The organism is Chryseosolibacter indicum (genome assembly GCF_018598585.1).
GTDB classification, from domain to species: domain Bacteria; phylum Bacteroidota; class Bacteroidia; order Cytophagales; family Cyclobacteriaceae; genus Chryseosolibacter; species Chryseosolibacter indicus.
On the sequence record NZ_JAHESD010000026.1, the window covers coordinates 13,426 to 29,913 of the forward strand.

Annotated in this window: 13 protein-coding genes; 4 read left to right on the forward strand and 9 right to left on the reverse strand. The window is 38.4% G+C overall.

The genetic code is table 11. The features are described 5' to 3' along the window. The first annotated feature begins 7 nt into the window (after nucleotides 1–7). From KK060_RS12600 to KK060_RS12615, 4 genes are all read left to right on the forward strand, one after another. Nucleotides 8–772 (forward strand): UDP-2,3-diacylglucosamine diphosphatase, encoded by a 765-nt coding sequence (locus KK060_RS12600; RefSeq protein ID WP_254154096.1) that lies wholly within the window; start codon nucleotides 8–10, stop codon nucleotides 770–772. 2 nt (nucleotides 773–774) lie between these two features. Next, the gene (locus KK060_RS12605; RefSeq protein ID WP_254154097.1) at nucleotides 775–1,566 is read left to right on the forward strand and encodes a hypothetical protein; all 792 of its coding nucleotides are present in this window, start codon (nucleotides 775–777) and stop codon (nucleotides 1,564–1,566) included. Nucleotides 1,567–1,749: 183 nt separating this feature from the next. Continuing rightward, the gene (locus KK060_RS12610) at nucleotides 1,750–3,123 is read left to right on the forward strand and encodes a sigma-54-dependent transcriptional regulator (protein ID WP_437124578.1); all 1,374 of its coding nucleotides are present in this window, start codon (nucleotides 1,750–1,752) and stop codon (nucleotides 3,121–3,123) included. Nucleotides 3,124–3,250: 127 nt separating this feature from the next. Beyond that, complete coding sequence (locus tag KK060_RS12615; RefSeq protein WP_254154098.1) at nucleotides 3,251–4,621, forward strand: sensor histidine kinase; 1,371 nt, start codon at nucleotides 3,251–3,253, stop codon at nucleotides 4,619–4,621. A 249-nt stretch (nucleotides 4,622–4,870) separates the two neighbouring features. Here KK060_RS12615 and ftsZ read toward each other — a convergent pair whose 3' ends face one another. From ftsZ to KK060_RS12660, 9 genes are all read right to left on the reverse strand, one after another. Continuing rightward, complete coding sequence (gene ftsZ, locus KK060_RS12620; RefSeq protein WP_254154099.1) at nucleotides 4,871–6,436, reverse strand: cell division protein FtsZ; 1,566 nt, start codon at nucleotides 6,434–6,436, stop codon at nucleotides 4,871–4,873. A gap of 23 nt (nucleotides 6,437–6,459) precedes the next feature. Then, entirely contained in the window at nucleotides 6,460–7,767 is a 1,308-nt protein-coding gene (gene ftsA, locus KK060_RS12625) for a cell division protein FtsA (protein ID WP_254154100.1), read from the reverse strand. Between the two features lie 134 nt (nucleotides 7,768–7,901). Then, on the reverse strand, nucleotides 7,902–8,666 hold the full coding sequence (locus KK060_RS12630; protein ID WP_254154101.1) for a cell division protein FtsQ/DivIB: 765 nt from the start codon (nucleotides 8,664–8,666) through the stop codon (nucleotides 7,902–7,904). Then, nucleotides 8,656–10,050, reverse strand: coding sequence for a UDP-N-acetylmuramate--L-alanine ligase (murC, locus tag KK060_RS12635; RefSeq protein ID WP_254154102.1), 1,395 nt, complete (start codon nucleotides 10,048–10,050; stop codon nucleotides 8,656–8,658). Before murC ends, KK060_RS12630 begins: the two co-directional genes overlap by 11 nt. An 11-nt stretch (nucleotides 10,051–10,061) precedes the next feature. After that, complete coding sequence (gene murG / locus KK060_RS12640; RefSeq protein WP_254154103.1) at nucleotides 10,062–11,210, reverse strand: undecaprenyldiphospho-muramoylpentapeptide beta-N-acetylglucosaminyltransferase; 1,149 nt, start codon at nucleotides 11,208–11,210, stop codon at nucleotides 10,062–10,064. A 13-nt stretch (nucleotides 11,211–11,223) separates the two neighbouring features. Further along, on the reverse strand, nucleotides 11,224–12,420 hold the full coding sequence (locus KK060_RS12645) for an FtsW/RodA/SpoVE family cell cycle protein (RefSeq protein ID WP_254154104.1): 1,197 nt from the start codon (nucleotides 12,418–12,420) through the stop codon (nucleotides 11,224–11,226). Between the two features lie 3 nt (nucleotides 12,421–12,423). After that, on the reverse strand, nucleotides 12,424–13,779 hold the full coding sequence (gene murD / locus KK060_RS12650) for a UDP-N-acetylmuramoyl-L-alanine--D-glutamate ligase (RefSeq protein WP_254154105.1): 1,356 nt from the start codon (nucleotides 13,777–13,779) through the stop codon (nucleotides 12,424–12,426). Further along, nucleotides 13,776–15,008, reverse strand: a complete 1,233-nt coding sequence (gene mraY / locus KK060_RS12655) for a phospho-N-acetylmuramoyl-pentapeptide-transferase (protein WP_254154106.1) — start codon at nucleotides 15,006–15,008, stop codon at nucleotides 13,776–13,778. The genes murD and mraY overlap by 4 nt, the downstream gene beginning before the upstream one ends. Before the next feature lie 6 nt (nucleotides 15,009–15,014). After that, nucleotides 15,015–16,484 (reverse strand): UDP-N-acetylmuramoyl-L-alanyl-D-glutamate--2,6-diaminopimelate ligase, encoded by a 1,470-nt coding sequence (locus tag KK060_RS12660; RefSeq protein ID WP_254154107.1) that lies wholly within the window; start codon nucleotides 16,482–16,484, stop codon nucleotides 15,015–15,017. Nucleotides 16,485–16,488: the final 4 nt, after the last annotated feature.

The following is a 16,488-nucleotide window of genomic DNA, read 5'->3' on the forward strand; positions in this document are numbered from 1 at the left end:
GTAAATTATGGAAATAGCTGATCTACAAGGAAAAAAGATATACTTCGCGTCCGACTTTCATTTAGGTGTGCCTGATTATGAGAGAAGCATCATTAGAGAAAAACGAATTATTGCGTGGTTGGACACCATTAAACATGATGCGCATTCTATTTTTCTTCTTGGAGATATCTTCGACTTCTGGTTTGAATACAAATACACAATTCCCAAAGGTTACATACGACTCTTAGGAAAGCTTGCTGAATTAAGCGATGCTGGTATTCCTATTATTTTTTTTACAGGAAATCATGATATGTGGATGTTCGATTATTTTCCGAAGGAACTTAACGTTCCGATATATCGGGAGCCACTCTTATTAAAGGTAGGTCAACAACGGCTTATTATTGGGCATGGTGATGGATTAGGCCCGGGTGATACTTTTTATAAATTCCTGAAAAGGTTTTTTGCCAGCAAAACCTGCCAATGGCTTTTTGCACGCATCCATCCTAATCTTGGGCTCGCGATAGCACATGCGTGGTCAAGAAAAAGCAGGATCGCTAATCTTAAGAAAGAAGAAAAATTTCATGGGGAAGAAGGGGAATTCTTATGGCAATATTGCAGAGACCTTGAAAAGACTCAACATCATGACTTTTACGTTTTCGGCCACCGGCATCTACCGCTTACTTTAAAAGTAAATGACATCAGCACTTACATTAATCTTGGAGAGTGGGTCAATTTTAATACGTATGCTGAATATGATGGCACTAAAGTTGAACTTAAAACATTCAATCTGTAATCATGAAAGCGAAGTTTCCCCTGGTATTTCTACTCTTATGCATTACTGAAATTGTGCTGGCGCAAACCAGGATAAATACAATAGAAGTAAGTGACACGATTATATCAGCCACTGTAGACAGACCAGGAGAGTTGTATATAGTTACTAAAACGGGGCAAATACATCGATATAGTGAAGACGGCAAATTGATGGCTCTTTACAAGGCAAAGTCAGTTCCTACACTTTTTGAGCCACGTGATGGAGCAAGGCTTTTTGCTTACTACCGAGAAACACAACAATATGATCTCCTTAACCCGTCTTTTGATGTTACTCGTTCTTTTCGTGTTGATTCAGCTTTTGCTATCAGACCCTGGCTCGTTTGTCCCTCGGGTGATAATAAACTTTGGATCCTTGACCAGGAAGACAATAGTTTGAAAAGGGTGAACATGAGAGAGTCGGTAGTTGAAACAGAAGCTAATATTGATTTAAAAATTATCAAAGATGCTTCTGTCTTTACTGCTATGAAGGAATATCAGGGATTTGTATTCCTATTACATCCTCAACAGGGAGTTTATATTTTTAATGCCCTTGGGAAACACATTAAAACAATTGAAGTAAGGGGAATTTCGAGCCTTCAGTTTTTGGGTGAGGAATTATATTATATAAAAAATAATAAAGCACATTTATTTAATCTTTTTACGGCAGATACAAGAGTTATAGCACTTCCTTCGGTTACTCTGTTTACTTTAATAACAGACAGGCGTCTTTATCAGTTATCTAATACTTCCATTTTGGTCTCAACCTTTACTCCATAAAACATTCACAGAAGGCATGAATTAATTGAAAGAATCCAATTACAAATCTATTTAAATATGTTCATTTTTGAACATATTTGTACATGTTAGGACAACGATTGCCTTAGAAAGGCCTAAAACAGGCGCTAACACAATTGGCATGTTATTTCCTATAATCATTCACTCTAAAATCTAAACCAAGACGTGACGACTCAGGAAGGCGGAAAAATTTTAATGATCGATGATGATGAGGATGTACTCCTCGCTGCCAAGATGCTTCTTAAAAAACAGAATCATCATGTTATTATCGAAAAGAACCCAAATAAGATTCCTTTTCTACTTAACAATGACACCTATGATGTGATATTGCTTGATATGAATTTCAGCAAAGACATCACCAGTGGAAAGGAAGGATTTCATTGGCTTGGTCAGATTCTTGAAAGAGATCCGAATGCGGTTGTAATTCTTATTACCGCCTTTGGTGATGTAGAAATGGCAGTGCGTGCGTTAAAGCAAGGTGCAACTGACTTTATACTTAAGCCATGGCAAAATGAAAAGCTAGTTGCTACTATTTCGACAGCAATTCGTTTAAAGCAGTCTTACAATCAGGTAGACAAGCTAAAAAAAGCGAAGGAGATGCTGGAGGAGCAAATAAGTAAACCTTTTAGCGATATAATAGGACAAAGCACTGCGATTAAAGATGTTTTTGCAGTGATTGATAAGGTAGCCAAAACCGATGCTAATGTTTTAATACTAGGTGAAAACGGAACTGGAAAGGAACTTATAGCACGAGCCATACACCAACGTTCTTTGCGAAAGGATAATAGCTTTGTTTCCGTTGACATGGGAGCCATTACTGAAACGCTTTTTGAGAGTGAGTTATTCGGACATAAGAAAGGTGCTTTTACTGATGCACGAGAAGATCGTCCGGGGAGATTTGAGCTGGCTTCAGGAGGAACGCTATTCCTGGATGAGATTGGAAATTTAAGCATGGCATTACAAAGTAAATTACTAAGTGCACTTCAATCACGACAAGTAACAAGAGTCGGATCGAATCAACCAGTAGCAGTAGACATCAGGTTGATTTGTGCTACCAATATGCCTTTACAAAAGATGGTTCAGGAAGGCACTTTCAGGCAGGATTTACTTTACCGAATCAATACTGTAGAAATTCAGGTACCTCCATTGAGTGACCGTGTTGAGGATATTCCATTGCTGGCTAACCATTACCTTAACTATTACGCGAAAAAATATCATAAGCTTGTAACGAATATTGCCCCTGAGGCAATGGACAAACTGAAGCGTTACGCATGGCCAGGGAATATAAGAGAGTTGCAACATTCTATAGAACGCGCGGTCATAATGACTGACTCGGCAACGCTTCAAGAGACAGATTTTATATTAAGCAGGTCTCTTTCATCAAATCCTACTAACAATACTTTAAACCTTGACGAGGTCGAAAAATCGGCAATAGCCAAAGCGTTACAAATGCACAATGGTAATATCTCTAAAGCAGCTGAAGAATTGGGATTAACACGCGCTTCATTGTATCGCCGGATGGAAAAATACGGCTTATAAAAAACATGCATTCCATCGCTGGAATGCATGCATTGTGAAAGAAGAATGATTGCATTAATAGTTGTAATAAATATTATGCCGCGAGCAAAAATAAAGCGAGTGTAAGAAGCAAAAAATTATTATTAAGATGTATAGCCCAAAGTTTTTTGATGGATTCAACTGGCGCTCTCCAGTAATACCAAGAGTGGCTATGCTTACCTCAACTGTATTTTTGTTTTGTTTCTTCCTTTTCTCTGAGAGGTCCTGGATATATTCCTTACTGTTTCTTGCAGTTAGCATTTACCAGATAAAACTGCTGGTTGAATACCTTGACAGATCTAATACGAACATTGCATCATTTCTTGATTCTATAAGTTTTGATGACCTCTCCTATTCTTTCAAAACAGAAAGCGATGATCCTGCTGTTCAAAGACTTCATCGTGAATTAAATGAAGCGATGATGAAGCTTCGGAATTCGAGAAGGGAAAAAGACTCTGAATTTCTTTTCTTTAAGAATATTGTTATGCACGTAGGCATAGGCCTCATCATTTTTAAGGAAGATGGAAAAATTGAAATCTTCAATAGCGCTGCGAGAAAACTTTTGAAGACTAATAAAGCAGAAAACATTTCTGACTTTAAAGAAGTCAGCGATACGTTGGTTAATGCTTTTGTGAAACTTAAAACGGGCGGTCGAGAATTATTGAGACTTAAGATTGGAGATGATTTTGTTCAATTGTCTATTTACGCTATAGAACTAACGTTAAGAGGGGAGAATGTTAAACTAATCTCGCTGCAAAATATCCAAAATGAACTTGAAGAAAAGGAGATGGAAGCGTGGCAAAATCTTGTACGTGTTCTCACGCACGAAATCATGAATTCGGTTACTCCTATTTCATCTTTAGCCGGCATTATCGAGGAAGAACTAAAACAACACATGGAGTCTCAACAAGAGGCTCCGCTTACCAGTGAACAATTGAATGACATCCATCTTTCCCTTCAAACCATTAGTAAACGAAGTGAAGGACTAATTCATTTTGTTAAAGAATTCAGAAGTCTTACAAGTATTCCTAAACCAAAACCCGCCCAAATTAACGTTAAGCTTTTACTTGAAGAATTAAGTATGCTCCATAGAAAAGAGATTATGGAGAGGAGTATTCAATTAAAAATCTCTGTTTACCCTGAAGACCTGACTATTTCAGCAGACAGGAATATGATAGATCAGGTTATTATCAATTTGCTCAAAAATGCAATTCAAGCTTTCGAAGATCAGGAAAGCAAAGTGATAGAATTAAAAGCAGGACTAAATGAGAAGACAAGGCCTGTAATATCTGTTAGAGACAATGGCTCAGGCATCGATCCAGAAGCAATGGAAAAAATATTCATTCCATTTTTTACTACTAAAAAGACTGGCTCTGGTATTGGATTAAGTCTTTCGAGACAAATAATGAGACAACATCAGGGCACTCTTACTGTAAAATCTTCAGTAGGAAAAGGCACCGAGTTTTTTATGAGGTTCTAACAACCTGAAGCTATGAGCTGTTATCTATAAATACTTGAATCATCATAACTTCTTCTCGATCTCAACAACTAATCAAAGTCGGAAATACCTTTAAAAAAATTAAACCCCGCGATATGCGAGGTTTAGGTTAAAAAATATCAGACACGTCCTGTCTGCTTTTTTAAAGCATTCTGGCACCGGCAAAAAATATTTACAACCAACAACCACTACGAATGGAGTAAATGACCTGTCGTGCCAGAAGCTATTTCTTTAATCCACGTTGTCGTGGAGAAACTTATTGTTTCCTAAAATATTATTATCATCATTCAGATTATACTTAGAAATAAAAGGTTCAGCTGAATGCGGAACGTCATTCATTTTAACACCACGACGCAAGTATGCGGGTAATGACCATTTCTCATTAAACTCTTCTTTCGTCATTTCGTGTTTACGCACTTGCTTTAACTGCTCTTTACGTTCACGTGCCTGCTGTTGCAGTCTATCACGAGTAGTGCGTAATTCCATCATTCCGTCCTCGTTAATTGTTTGATCACTATATCGTTCTGTTATAGGATCAAAGTCGTCGTCCTTTAAAAGACTATCATCTCCGTCGTTGTCATTATAATCAAACGGAGTATTTACTTTATTAAAAGGACCAGTAAAAACTAGCTCTCGCTCGTTTGTTGCCTCTTCCTGATTATCCTTCTGAACTTCAGGTTTTATTTCCTGTTTTGTCTTCACCTGAAGATCTTTTTTCTCATTAACAGAATTATCTGGAGTAAATAACCATCCTTGTGAACGCTCAAGATCATGAACCTTCTTCTCATCAACCTTACGCGAGATTGGCAATTTTACGTCTGCCTGGAAACCAGTTGCGATAACGGTTACTCTAATCCTATCACCAAGATCAGGATCGACACCATGACCGAAGATCATTTCAGCTTCATCACCTGCCTGCTCCTGAATATATTCAGTGATTTCGGTGAGCTCATCCATCTGCAATTCAGCCTCAACACCTGATATAATCGAAAGCAAGATCTTCTTTGCACCCATAATATCACGGTTATCAAGCAATGGCGATGACAATGCACCTTCTGCAGCTTTTTTCGCTCTCGCATCGCCACGCGTTTCTGCCGATCCCATTACCGCAGCGCCTGCATTTAACATGACAGTGCGAACGTCCTGGAAGTCGACGTTAACATAACCAGCAAGGGTTATAATTTCTGCGATACTTTTCGCAGCAGTTGTCAATATATTATCAGCTTGAGCAAAAGCTTGTCCAATAGCAAGGTTACCATAAATTTCACGAAGCTTATCGTTTAAAATAACAAGCACGGTATCGCAGCTTTGTCGCAATCCTTCGATACCATACTCTGCCTGAGCAGCTTTCTTCTTACCTTCAAAAGAGAACGGCGCTGTTACTATACCAACGGTAAGTATATCCATATCTTTTGCGATCTTCGCAATAACAGGAGCAGCTCCCGTTCCTGTACCTCCGCCCATACCCGCAGTAATAAAAACCATCTTGGTACCAGTAAGCATTTCACGAATCTGATCCTTACTTTCCAAGGCTGCATTTTTACCTACCTCAGGGTTTGCACCACAACCAAGCCCTTCTGTAAGGTTGGCTCCTATCTGAAGTTTATTAGGTACCGGGCTTAGGTTCAAAGCCTGATTATCTGTATTACAAACTACAAACTCGACATCTTTAATGCCCTGCTTGTACATGTGATTCACCGCGTTGCTTCCTCCCCCGCCTACTCCAATCACTTTTATGATCGAACGATTCTGGCTATGTTTGGGGATTTCGAATTTGTAAGACCCTGTTTCAAACATATTATTTTCTATTAGTGGTTGTATTAGTACTCATTTTTACCGTCCAGATCATCAATCAAAAGACTCTTCGTTTTATTTAAAATATCATTGAAGAAATTTTTTGATGGAGTAGCTGGCTTTTTAATACGTGCCGCTTTTACTACTTCACGTGCCTCTTTATATCTATCAACTCTTTCATCAAGAGAGCGGAAACCGGATAATACCAGACCTACAGCAGTTGCATACATCGGACTCTTTATAGACTCTATTTTACTCTTACCAAGGTGCTCGTTGGGGTAACCAATACGTGTATCCATACCAGTCATATACTCTACCAACTGCTTTAACGAGCTTAACTGCGCTCCTCCACCAGTTATTACAATTCCCCCTGCGAGCCGGTTTTCGAATCCTGAACTGATGATTTCTCCATGGGCCATTTCAATAATTTCTTCCATTCTAGCTTGGATAATGTTTGAAAGGTTTTTTACAGAGATCTCTTTTGCAGCACGATTTCTAATACCAGGTATTGAAACTATTTCATTTGGGCTCGCTTCTTCTGCTATAGCTTTACCAAATCTTGTTTTCAATTGTTCGGCTTGTTGTGGTAATACCATTAAGCCTTGCTTTATATCATTAGTAACAATGTTACCTCCAAACGGAATAACTGCGGTGTGACGAATGATATTATCATAGAAAATGGCAATATCAGTTGTTCCACCTCCAATATCTATTAAACATACACCAGCCTCTTTTTCTTCATCGCTTAATACGGCCAGGCTAGATGCTAATGGCTCAAGTATTAAATCATCTATCTCTAAGCCAGCTCTACGAACGCACTTGTTAATATTGTTAATTGCGTTTGTTTGTGCTGTGATAATATGAAAATCTGCCTCTAACCTAACGCCAGACATCCCTACAGGTTCTTTTATACCATCTTCATAATCAACCATGTAATCCTGAGGCATCACGTGAATAATCTGACTTCCTGGAGGCACAACCATTCGATACATATCTTGTGTTAAACGCTCAACATCGTCAACGGTAATCTCATCTTCTTTTGAAGAACGAGTAATACCACCGTGTTGAATAAAGCTTCTAATATGTTGTCCGGCAATTCCTACGTTTACAACTCCTATATCAATGCCTGATTGATCACCCGCCTCTTTAATCGCTTTCTCGATAGCATAAACGGTCTTGTCTATATTAAAAACAATTCCTTTTACGACGCCTTCAGATTCTGCTTTTCCCATTCCCAGCACCTCAAGCTTGCCGAATTCATTCTTGCGACCGACAATCACACAAATTTTTGTTGTGCCAATGTCGAGACCGACTACGATTTTTTCATGTTCCATGGTTGTAAAATTATTAATAGTGGTTGTTGTCTTGTTAGTCAAAAAAAATTCTAAAACAGTTAAAAAAATCAACCCCTCTTAGTGATCAACTCGTTTATGATCAGCGAATGCCTCTCGAAAAACCAATAATCTAACTATTCAGCTACTATCTGCCCCTCAAACTCCAGGTTCACTCTACTGTATTTGTTCCACCCTACTCGTGGCAGAATTTCTTTATAAAAAATCCTTAACTTTTTAAATTTTGATTCAATATCCTCTGGCTTTCCAAATTCTATATCCTCGTCTCCTACCTGTGGAATTACGGTAATTTTTCCACGGCTGTCTATATCTAGTTGTGCTATCTGCGCGCTCCAAAAATCATCTTCTCTGATTGTATTAATCATTTCCAATAACTGCTCTCCGTGTTCAAGCGCATAAACATTGGGTTGTTTAAGCATTTGCGATACATAGCCACCACTAATTAACATTACTCTTGCGGTAAACTTCTCCGAAGTAGGCATTATAGTCCCATCTTCTGCAATATATCCATCTGGTCCGTCATTTCTGATAATTCTCGCTATAGGTCTTCTTAACTCAACATTCACGATAAGATTACCTTTTAGATCACTAAATAATTCCGCATTCTTTATAAAAGGATCACGCTTTATTCTTTTTTCAATTACTTTAAAATCCACTTTACTCAGGCTCGCACCTCTTAAGTTCTGGTGATCCAATTGCATAAGATCAGCGATATCAGATTCATCCAGAAAATGATTGCCATGTATATTCTCAATCCGAATCTGTATATCGTGCACAGCAATATCACCTTTCATTCTTTCAGTGAAAGCAATTAGCCCAAACACTACAATCAACACCACTGCAATTTTAATCTCACGTTTGATGTTGAACTTAAACTTCATATCTTTTGATCACCATTTCCTTTATAGGTTGAATAAAAGTATCTATATCACCTGCTCCAACTGTAGCTAAAACATCTATATCAATAGAACTGAGTTTATCCATAAGATTTGTTTTGTTACATCTTATCTTTGATATACTCGTAATGTCTTTAAATACCATATCAGCATCTACCCCAGGAATTGGTAATTCTCTTGCAGGGTATATATCCATAAGTAATACTTCGTCTGCAATGCTCAAGCTTTTAGCAAACCCATCAGCGAAGTCGCGTGTTCTTGTAAAAAGATGCGGTTGAAACACTACCGTTACTTTTCTATTCTGATACATTGACTTCATTGATTTAAGAAAAGCTTCAATCTCCGCAGGATGATGCGCATAGTCATCGACAAAAATCACTTGCTTTCCCTTTAGAATAAATTCAAATCTTCTTTTTACACCTGAGAAACTTTCAAGTGCATTTTTAATCGTTGACAGATCGACACCGCATTGCGTTGTAGCGATAGATGCAGCGATCGCATTTTCAATGTTATGAAAACCGGGAACACCAAGCTTAATATGTTCGACATCTCCAAAGCCATGCAGATCGAATTCAAAAAATCCGTTTTCAGCAGAAATGTTGCTGGCAAAAAATTGCCCCCGGCTCAAACCATATATGTATTTTGTAACATGATTCATGTTACTTGCTAACTTTTCAGCTATCGATTCATGAATAATGAGATGACCACCTTTATTAATTTGTTTAATAAAATCCTTAAACGATTGAATTACACTTTCATGATCTCCATAAATGTCTAAATGATCAGCATCAGCAGAAGTAACAACAGCAACCTGAGGATAAAGTGTAAGAAACGAGCGATCGAATTCATCGGCCTCAGCCACAGCTATTGTTTCCCTTGTCACATCCCCCTGCATAATTAGGTTTGAATTGTAATTAGTGGTGATCCCACCCAGAAACCCAACCATGCTTTTTCCTGCTGTTTTAAGAATATGAGCAACCATGGAGGATGTTGTCGTCTTTCCATGTGTTCCTGCAACAGCAACAGTCTGGTAATCCTTTGATATAAGGCCTAATACTTCAGATCTTTTATTAATAAGATAACCTTTCTCTTTTAAATAATTATACTCTTTATGATCTTTCGGAATAGCAGGCGTAAAGATTACCAAAGTTTTATCCCTTTCTTGAACAACTTCCTGAGGAATGAATTCAATACCGTCTTCGTAATGGATCTTCATTCCCTCTTTCTCTAGTGCTACAGTAAGAGCTGTAGATGTCTTGTCATACCCTGATACACTAAGGCCTTTCTTCATAAACCACCTCGCAAGAGCAGACATACCTATCCCTCCTATGCCTAAAAAATATATGTTGTTATATTGTTCTAGTTTCACGTTTATTCAATTCAATGTTCACTTTGGATTTTTACTTCACTTGATGAATTTGCTCCAATTATTTTTTCAATTTCACTTACTATGTCTGCGGTAGCGTTAGGTCTTGCCAACTTTTCTATATTTTGACTTAACTTATTGCACCGGTTCTCATCAAACAACAATCTTAACGCTTCATCTATTAAGACTTCCCTTGCATCCTTATCAGCAATCATAAGAGCAGCATCCTTTTCAACCAATGCCATAGCATTCTTCGTCTGATGATCCTCAGCAACATTCGGCGAGGGAACTAGTATACATGGTTTTTTTGCAATACAAAGCTCTGAAACTGAAAGAGCCCCTGACCTTGATATAACAACATCAGCAGCGGCATAAGCAAGATCCATCTCCTTTAAAAAATCCTGTACACGTATCTTCTTTAAGTCATAAGCAGCAAGAGCATTTTTATATGCATCAAAATATCCTTTGCCTGTTTGCCATATAACCTGTACGTTCGCGTCAATCAGTTTTTCGATTCCTTTTAAAATACTTTCATTTACTGTTCTCGCGCCCAGGCTTCCACCGATTATCAATAAAGTTTTGGTATTAGCTGTAAACCCAAAATGAGTTAAAGCTTTCTGTCTCTTTTCACCCACTCCAAGAATATCTTTACGAACAGGGTTTCCTGTAAGTACAATTTTTTCTTTAGGAAAGTACTTTGCCATCCCATCATAGGCAACACATATCCTGGTGACTTTTTCTGCCACTTGTTTATTTGCCAACCCAGCGAAAGAATTTTGTTCCTGAATTACAGTAGGAATACCTGACCGGGTCGCGGCAATCATAATTGGACCGCTTGCATATCCTCCTGTTCCTATAACCGCATGTGGTTTAAATTTTTTTACAATACTTATCGCACGAACATAGCTGACAATAAGCTTTACCGGGAACAAAGCATTTGACAAAGTCAATTTACGTTGTAATCCACTAATCCATAATCCGATAATTTTATATCCGGCTTCAGGCACGCGCGTCATTTCCATTCTTCCCTTTGCACCTACAAACAGTATCTGTGCATCAGGATGACGTTCACGGAAAGCATTTGCAATTGCTACCGCTGGAAAAATGTGTCCACCGGTACCTCCGCCGCTCACTATTAATCGATATGGTTCTGGCTTACTCAACTTTATTGTTTCTTTAGGCTGCAACTTTTGCTACTGTCTTTTTATTTTCTTTAATGTCTTTACTATCTGTATCACTCGTCTTCTCCCATGAGCGATCTTGTTCTCCGCGGCTAACACTCAGTATAATCCCAACGGCTAGTCCGGTAAATACCATAGATGTACCTCCCATTGAAACGAGAGGAAGAGGCTGACCTGTTATTGGACCTAGGCCCACAACTACTCCCATATTAACCATTGCCTGGCAGACAAGATCAAAACTTAACCCTGCAGAAAGCAAACCACCAAAGGCCCGTTCACTGTTATAAGCGGCTTTCATACCGCGGTGTAAAAGAATAAGATACAGGACAATGACAACTATCCCTCCTATCATTCCATATTCTTCGATAACAATAGCATAAACAAAATCAGAATAAGGGTGAGGAAGAATATTTCGTTGATCACTATTACCTGGTCCCTTACCTGTTACACCTCCTGTAGCTACAGCAATTCTTGCGTGCTTTGCCTGAAATGGCAGTTCCTTCTTTCCACTATTAGAGGCGATGTAATCATTAATACGAGCCAAAGCAGTACCTCCGCGAACACCGAATTTAAACGCTAGTGCACCAAAGAGTACACCGACGAACATTAGCATTGCAAGGTATTTAGTGGGGACACGGCCAATGAACATGATCAACATGCATGTAATGAGCAATAGCACTGCCGTTGACATGTTAGTGAGCGCGATAAGTCCACAAATAATACCACACCAAAACAATATTGGAATTAATGATTCTTTTATATCGTCAATATTCTGCTGCCTTTTCGCTAACATACTTGCCAGATTTACGATTAACGCCAAACTGGCAAAATCAGAGGGCTGAAATGATCCTACAATAGGTATAGAAATCCAGCGAGCTGCATCATTGATGGTTGTACCACTGGTGAATGTATAAATCAATAAAGGAATACTAATCCATAAGGCTAACTTAGAAAGTTTGGAGTAGTATCTGTAGTCTACCTTATGAGCAAACCACATTGCAGCTAAGCCAATAAAAACTGTAAGCGTATGTTTAATAAGGAAACTCTCAGGACTTTGTGTTCTTTTATAAGCTAGCGTACCAATTGAGCTGTATACAACCAATATACTTATTAGTGAAAGGGTAAATATAACGGCCCATATAACGCGGTCGCCTTGAAGATTTCTATCTGCCCATTCTTTAATTTTTTGCATAAGTTATCCCTCAATTTCTTTCTTTAACTCCTGAACGGCGTTTCTAAATTGATTGCCCCTGTCTTCATAATTTTTAAACAGGTCAAAACTTGCGCATGCAGGCGAAAGCAGAACTACGTCGCCTTGTTGTGCCACCTCTAACGCCATACGAACTAATTCCTTAACACTTTGCGTCTCCTTCACCACAGGAACAATACCACCAAAAGCCCTCTTTAACTTTTCATTATCCTTACCAAGGCAAATCAAAGTCTTTACCTTCTTTTGTACTTCAGACTCAATTAGCTTATAATCATTCCCTTTATCAACTCCTCCTGCTATCCAAATAAGATTCTTTTCATAACTGCCCAACGCATAGATTACTGAATCCACGTTAGTTGCCTTCGAATCATTTATAAATTCAACTCCTTTAATGACTCCAACTGATTCTAAACGATGAGGTGCATTTTTAAAAGTTTTTAATCCCTCCCTGATTGCTTTAACATTTACACCGGCAAAATAAACTGCCGACACAGCAGCCATTGTATTAATTAAATTGTGTGGACCTTTTAAAGTTGTTTCTGATTGTGCTATAAAAAACTTCTCCTTAAAGTTGAAAACCATCTGCTGTCCATCATATTTAACAGGAGCTACGGCATCTGCTTTTAAAGAGACAGGAATTTTTTTAGGTACAATGGGACGACTGGAAATCTCGTTGTTTATGATAGCATCATCTGCGTAATAAATAAACTCCTCCTGTGCAGACATGTTGTCAATGAGCTGAAACTTAGAGTTTACATAATTCTGCATGGTGTACTCGTAGCGATCTAAATGATCCGGAGTTATATTTAATAGAATTCCAATGTCGGGTCTGAATGTCTCCGTTCCGTCCAATTGAAAGCTACTTAGTTCTAATATATACCAATCGTATTTTTTATCGCCTACCTGTCGCGCCATGCTAAAACCGACATTACCAGCAAGTGCTACATCAAAGCCCGCACTCTTCAACAAATGATAGGTAAGTAATGTGGTAGTAGTCTTACCATTGGTGCCTGTAATAGCTATTATCTTACTTCCGTTTGCGTACCGATACGCAAATTCAATCTCATCAATAATAGAGATATTTGAAGCTTTTACTCTTTTAATAACTTCAGCTTTATCTGGTATACCTGGGCTTTTTATTACTAAGTCCGCATTTGTTATTGCCTCGTAAGTATGAACACCTTCTTCAAAAGGAATTTCGTGTAACTGAAGCTCAGCTTTATATTTATCTTTTATTTGTCCCTGGTCAGACACAAAAACATCATAACCCTTAGCCTTTGCTAAAATAGCCGCACCGGTTCCACTTTCTCCCGACCCTAGTATGACAACTCTCTCTTTCATCTTAGTTTAAGGGTTGCTAAGGTTATAATTGCCAACAAAATTCCTACTATCCAAAAACGAGTTACGATTTTCGCTTCTGGAATATTCATCTTCTGATAATGGTGATGAAGCGGTGACATCAGGAATATCCTTCTTCCTTCGCCGTATTTCTTTTTAGTGTATTTGAAATAAGATACCTGGATCATTACAGAAAGATTCTCAACCAAGAAAATACCACAGAGGACTGGGATAAGTAGTTCCTTTCGAACTGCCAGCGCCAGTACTGCAATAACACCACCAAGTGTTAAGCTCCCAGTATCTCCCATAAATACCTGCGCCGGGTAAGCGTTGTACCATAAAAAGCCTAAACACGCACCAACAAAAGCTGTACAGAAAATTACCAGTTCAGCCAAGTTAGGAATGTACATGATGTTAAGGTAATTACTAAAGTCAATGCGACCTGACAAGTATGCAAGTATTGCTATGGTAAGACCAATGATTCCAGAAGTACCTGCAGCTAATCCATCTATACCATCGGTAATATTTGCACCATTGGAAACTCCTGTGACGACGATGATTACAACAAAGACATAAACTAACCAAGTGTAGTCGTCCGGAACAAAAGGTATAAAATCATTATAATCAAGCTCATTGTTTTTCAAAAAGGGCATAGTAGTCTTCATTGACTTAATGTCCTTATACTTTATATTGAAGTCTTCATCCTGCTTCCATTCACTACTTTGAATATTTGAAACTTCTCCTTTACTGGCAACCTGTCTTACAACAACTTCATCGCTGAAATACAACGTAAGTCCTACGATTAACCCTATACCTACCTGTCCAACGATCTTAAACTTGCCAGCTAAACCCTTCTTATCCTTCTTGAAAACTTTAATATAATCGTCTAAAAATCCAATTAATCCTAACCAGATTGTGGTAATGACTAATAAGATAATATATATGTTATCAATACGAGAGAATAAGAGCGTCGGGATAAGAATAGCTGCAATGATAATAAGGCCTCCCATTGTAGGAGTTCCCTTCTTTTGCATCTGCCCCTCAAGCCCAAGATCCCTTATGTCCTCACCAACTTGTTTTCTTCTTAAATAACTTATTAAACTCTTCCCAAATGTTATTGTAATTAGCAGTGAAATAAATGCTGCCATTCCTGCTCGGAATGAAATATATTGGAACACCCCTGCACCAGGTACGTCAAGTTCATTTAAGTATTCAAACAAGTAGTATAACATGTTCCGTTAATTATTGTCACTAAATAGTTTTATCATTCTTGCAACCACTTCTCTATCATCAAAAGGATGCTTTATCCCCTTAATTTCCTGGTAAGTTTCATGTCCCTTGCCAGCTATTAGTATAATATCTTTTTCTTTGGCCATCATGCAAGCTGTTTTGATAGCTTCTTCCCTGTCAGGAATGATAATAGTTTTCCTTGCTTCAGTTGGCAATATGCCCGCTTGCATGTCTTTAATAATTGCCATCGGCTCCTCATCTCTTGGATTATCCGAGGTAAGAACAACTTTATCACTTAGCTTACAGGCAATCGAAGCCATTAAAGGTCGTTTTGTTGTATCCCGATTGCCACCGCATCCTATTACAGTAATCACCTGTTCATTACCTGTACGGAATTGAGCAATAGTTTCAAGAACATTTTTCACCGCGTCGGGGGTATGAGCGTAATCTACTATTGCAGTTACTTTAGAGCCTGGTAGCACTAATTCAAAACGCCCTGGCGCACCCTTTAATGATGAGAGTTGTGTTAACACTTCATCTGAATCTTCCCCTAATAAAATTGCTGCACCGTATATTCCGAGAATATTATAAGCATTAAAGTCACCAATCATTTGAAACCAAACATTCTTTCCTGCGATTTCCAGCTCCAAGCCCTCAATAGAATTGGTCACGATTTTGCCTTTGAAATCCACCATCTTCTTCAAACCAAAAGTATACTTGGTTGCCTTGGTGTTCTGCAGCATTACCATACCACGTTTGTCATCAGCATTAACCAAAGCAAATGCATCACTACTTAATTCATCGAAATATTTCTTCTTTGCTTTAATGTAGTTCTCAAAAGTTTTGTGATAATCCAGGTGGTCGTGTGTAATATTAGTAAAGATCGCTCCTGCAAATTTTACTCCCGCAATGCGCTCCTGATCTACTGCATGCGAGCTGACTTCCATAAAAGCATGAGAACATCCGGAATCCACCATTTTCTTGAGGAGTTCATTAAGTTGTATTGGATCGGGAGTAGTATGAGTTGATGGAATCACGTCATCTATTATGCGATTCTCCACCGTAGAAATCATCCCTACGTTATAACCTAAACCGCTGAACAACTTATAGAGTAAGGTTACTGTTGTTGTTTTTCCGTTCGTGCCCGTTACACCTGTTAACTTCAACTTCTCCGAAGGATTGCCAAAATAGTTGGAACTTATAATACCAAGAGCTAGAGCACTGTCCTTCACTGTTACATAAGTAACATTCTCATTGATTGTGGAAGGGATTTTCTCGCACACCACAACAGATGCTCCAAGACTTATTGCCTTATCTACATAGTCGTGTCCATCAGTAACGGTTCCCTTTACAGCAATGAATACAAAACCCGGTTTTACTTTGCGTGAATCAAAGCAAATGCCTTTGACTTCTGAATTCATATTACCATATGAAGAAGTCAGGGGAACCTTATATAATATGTCTTTTAATTCTCGCACCGTA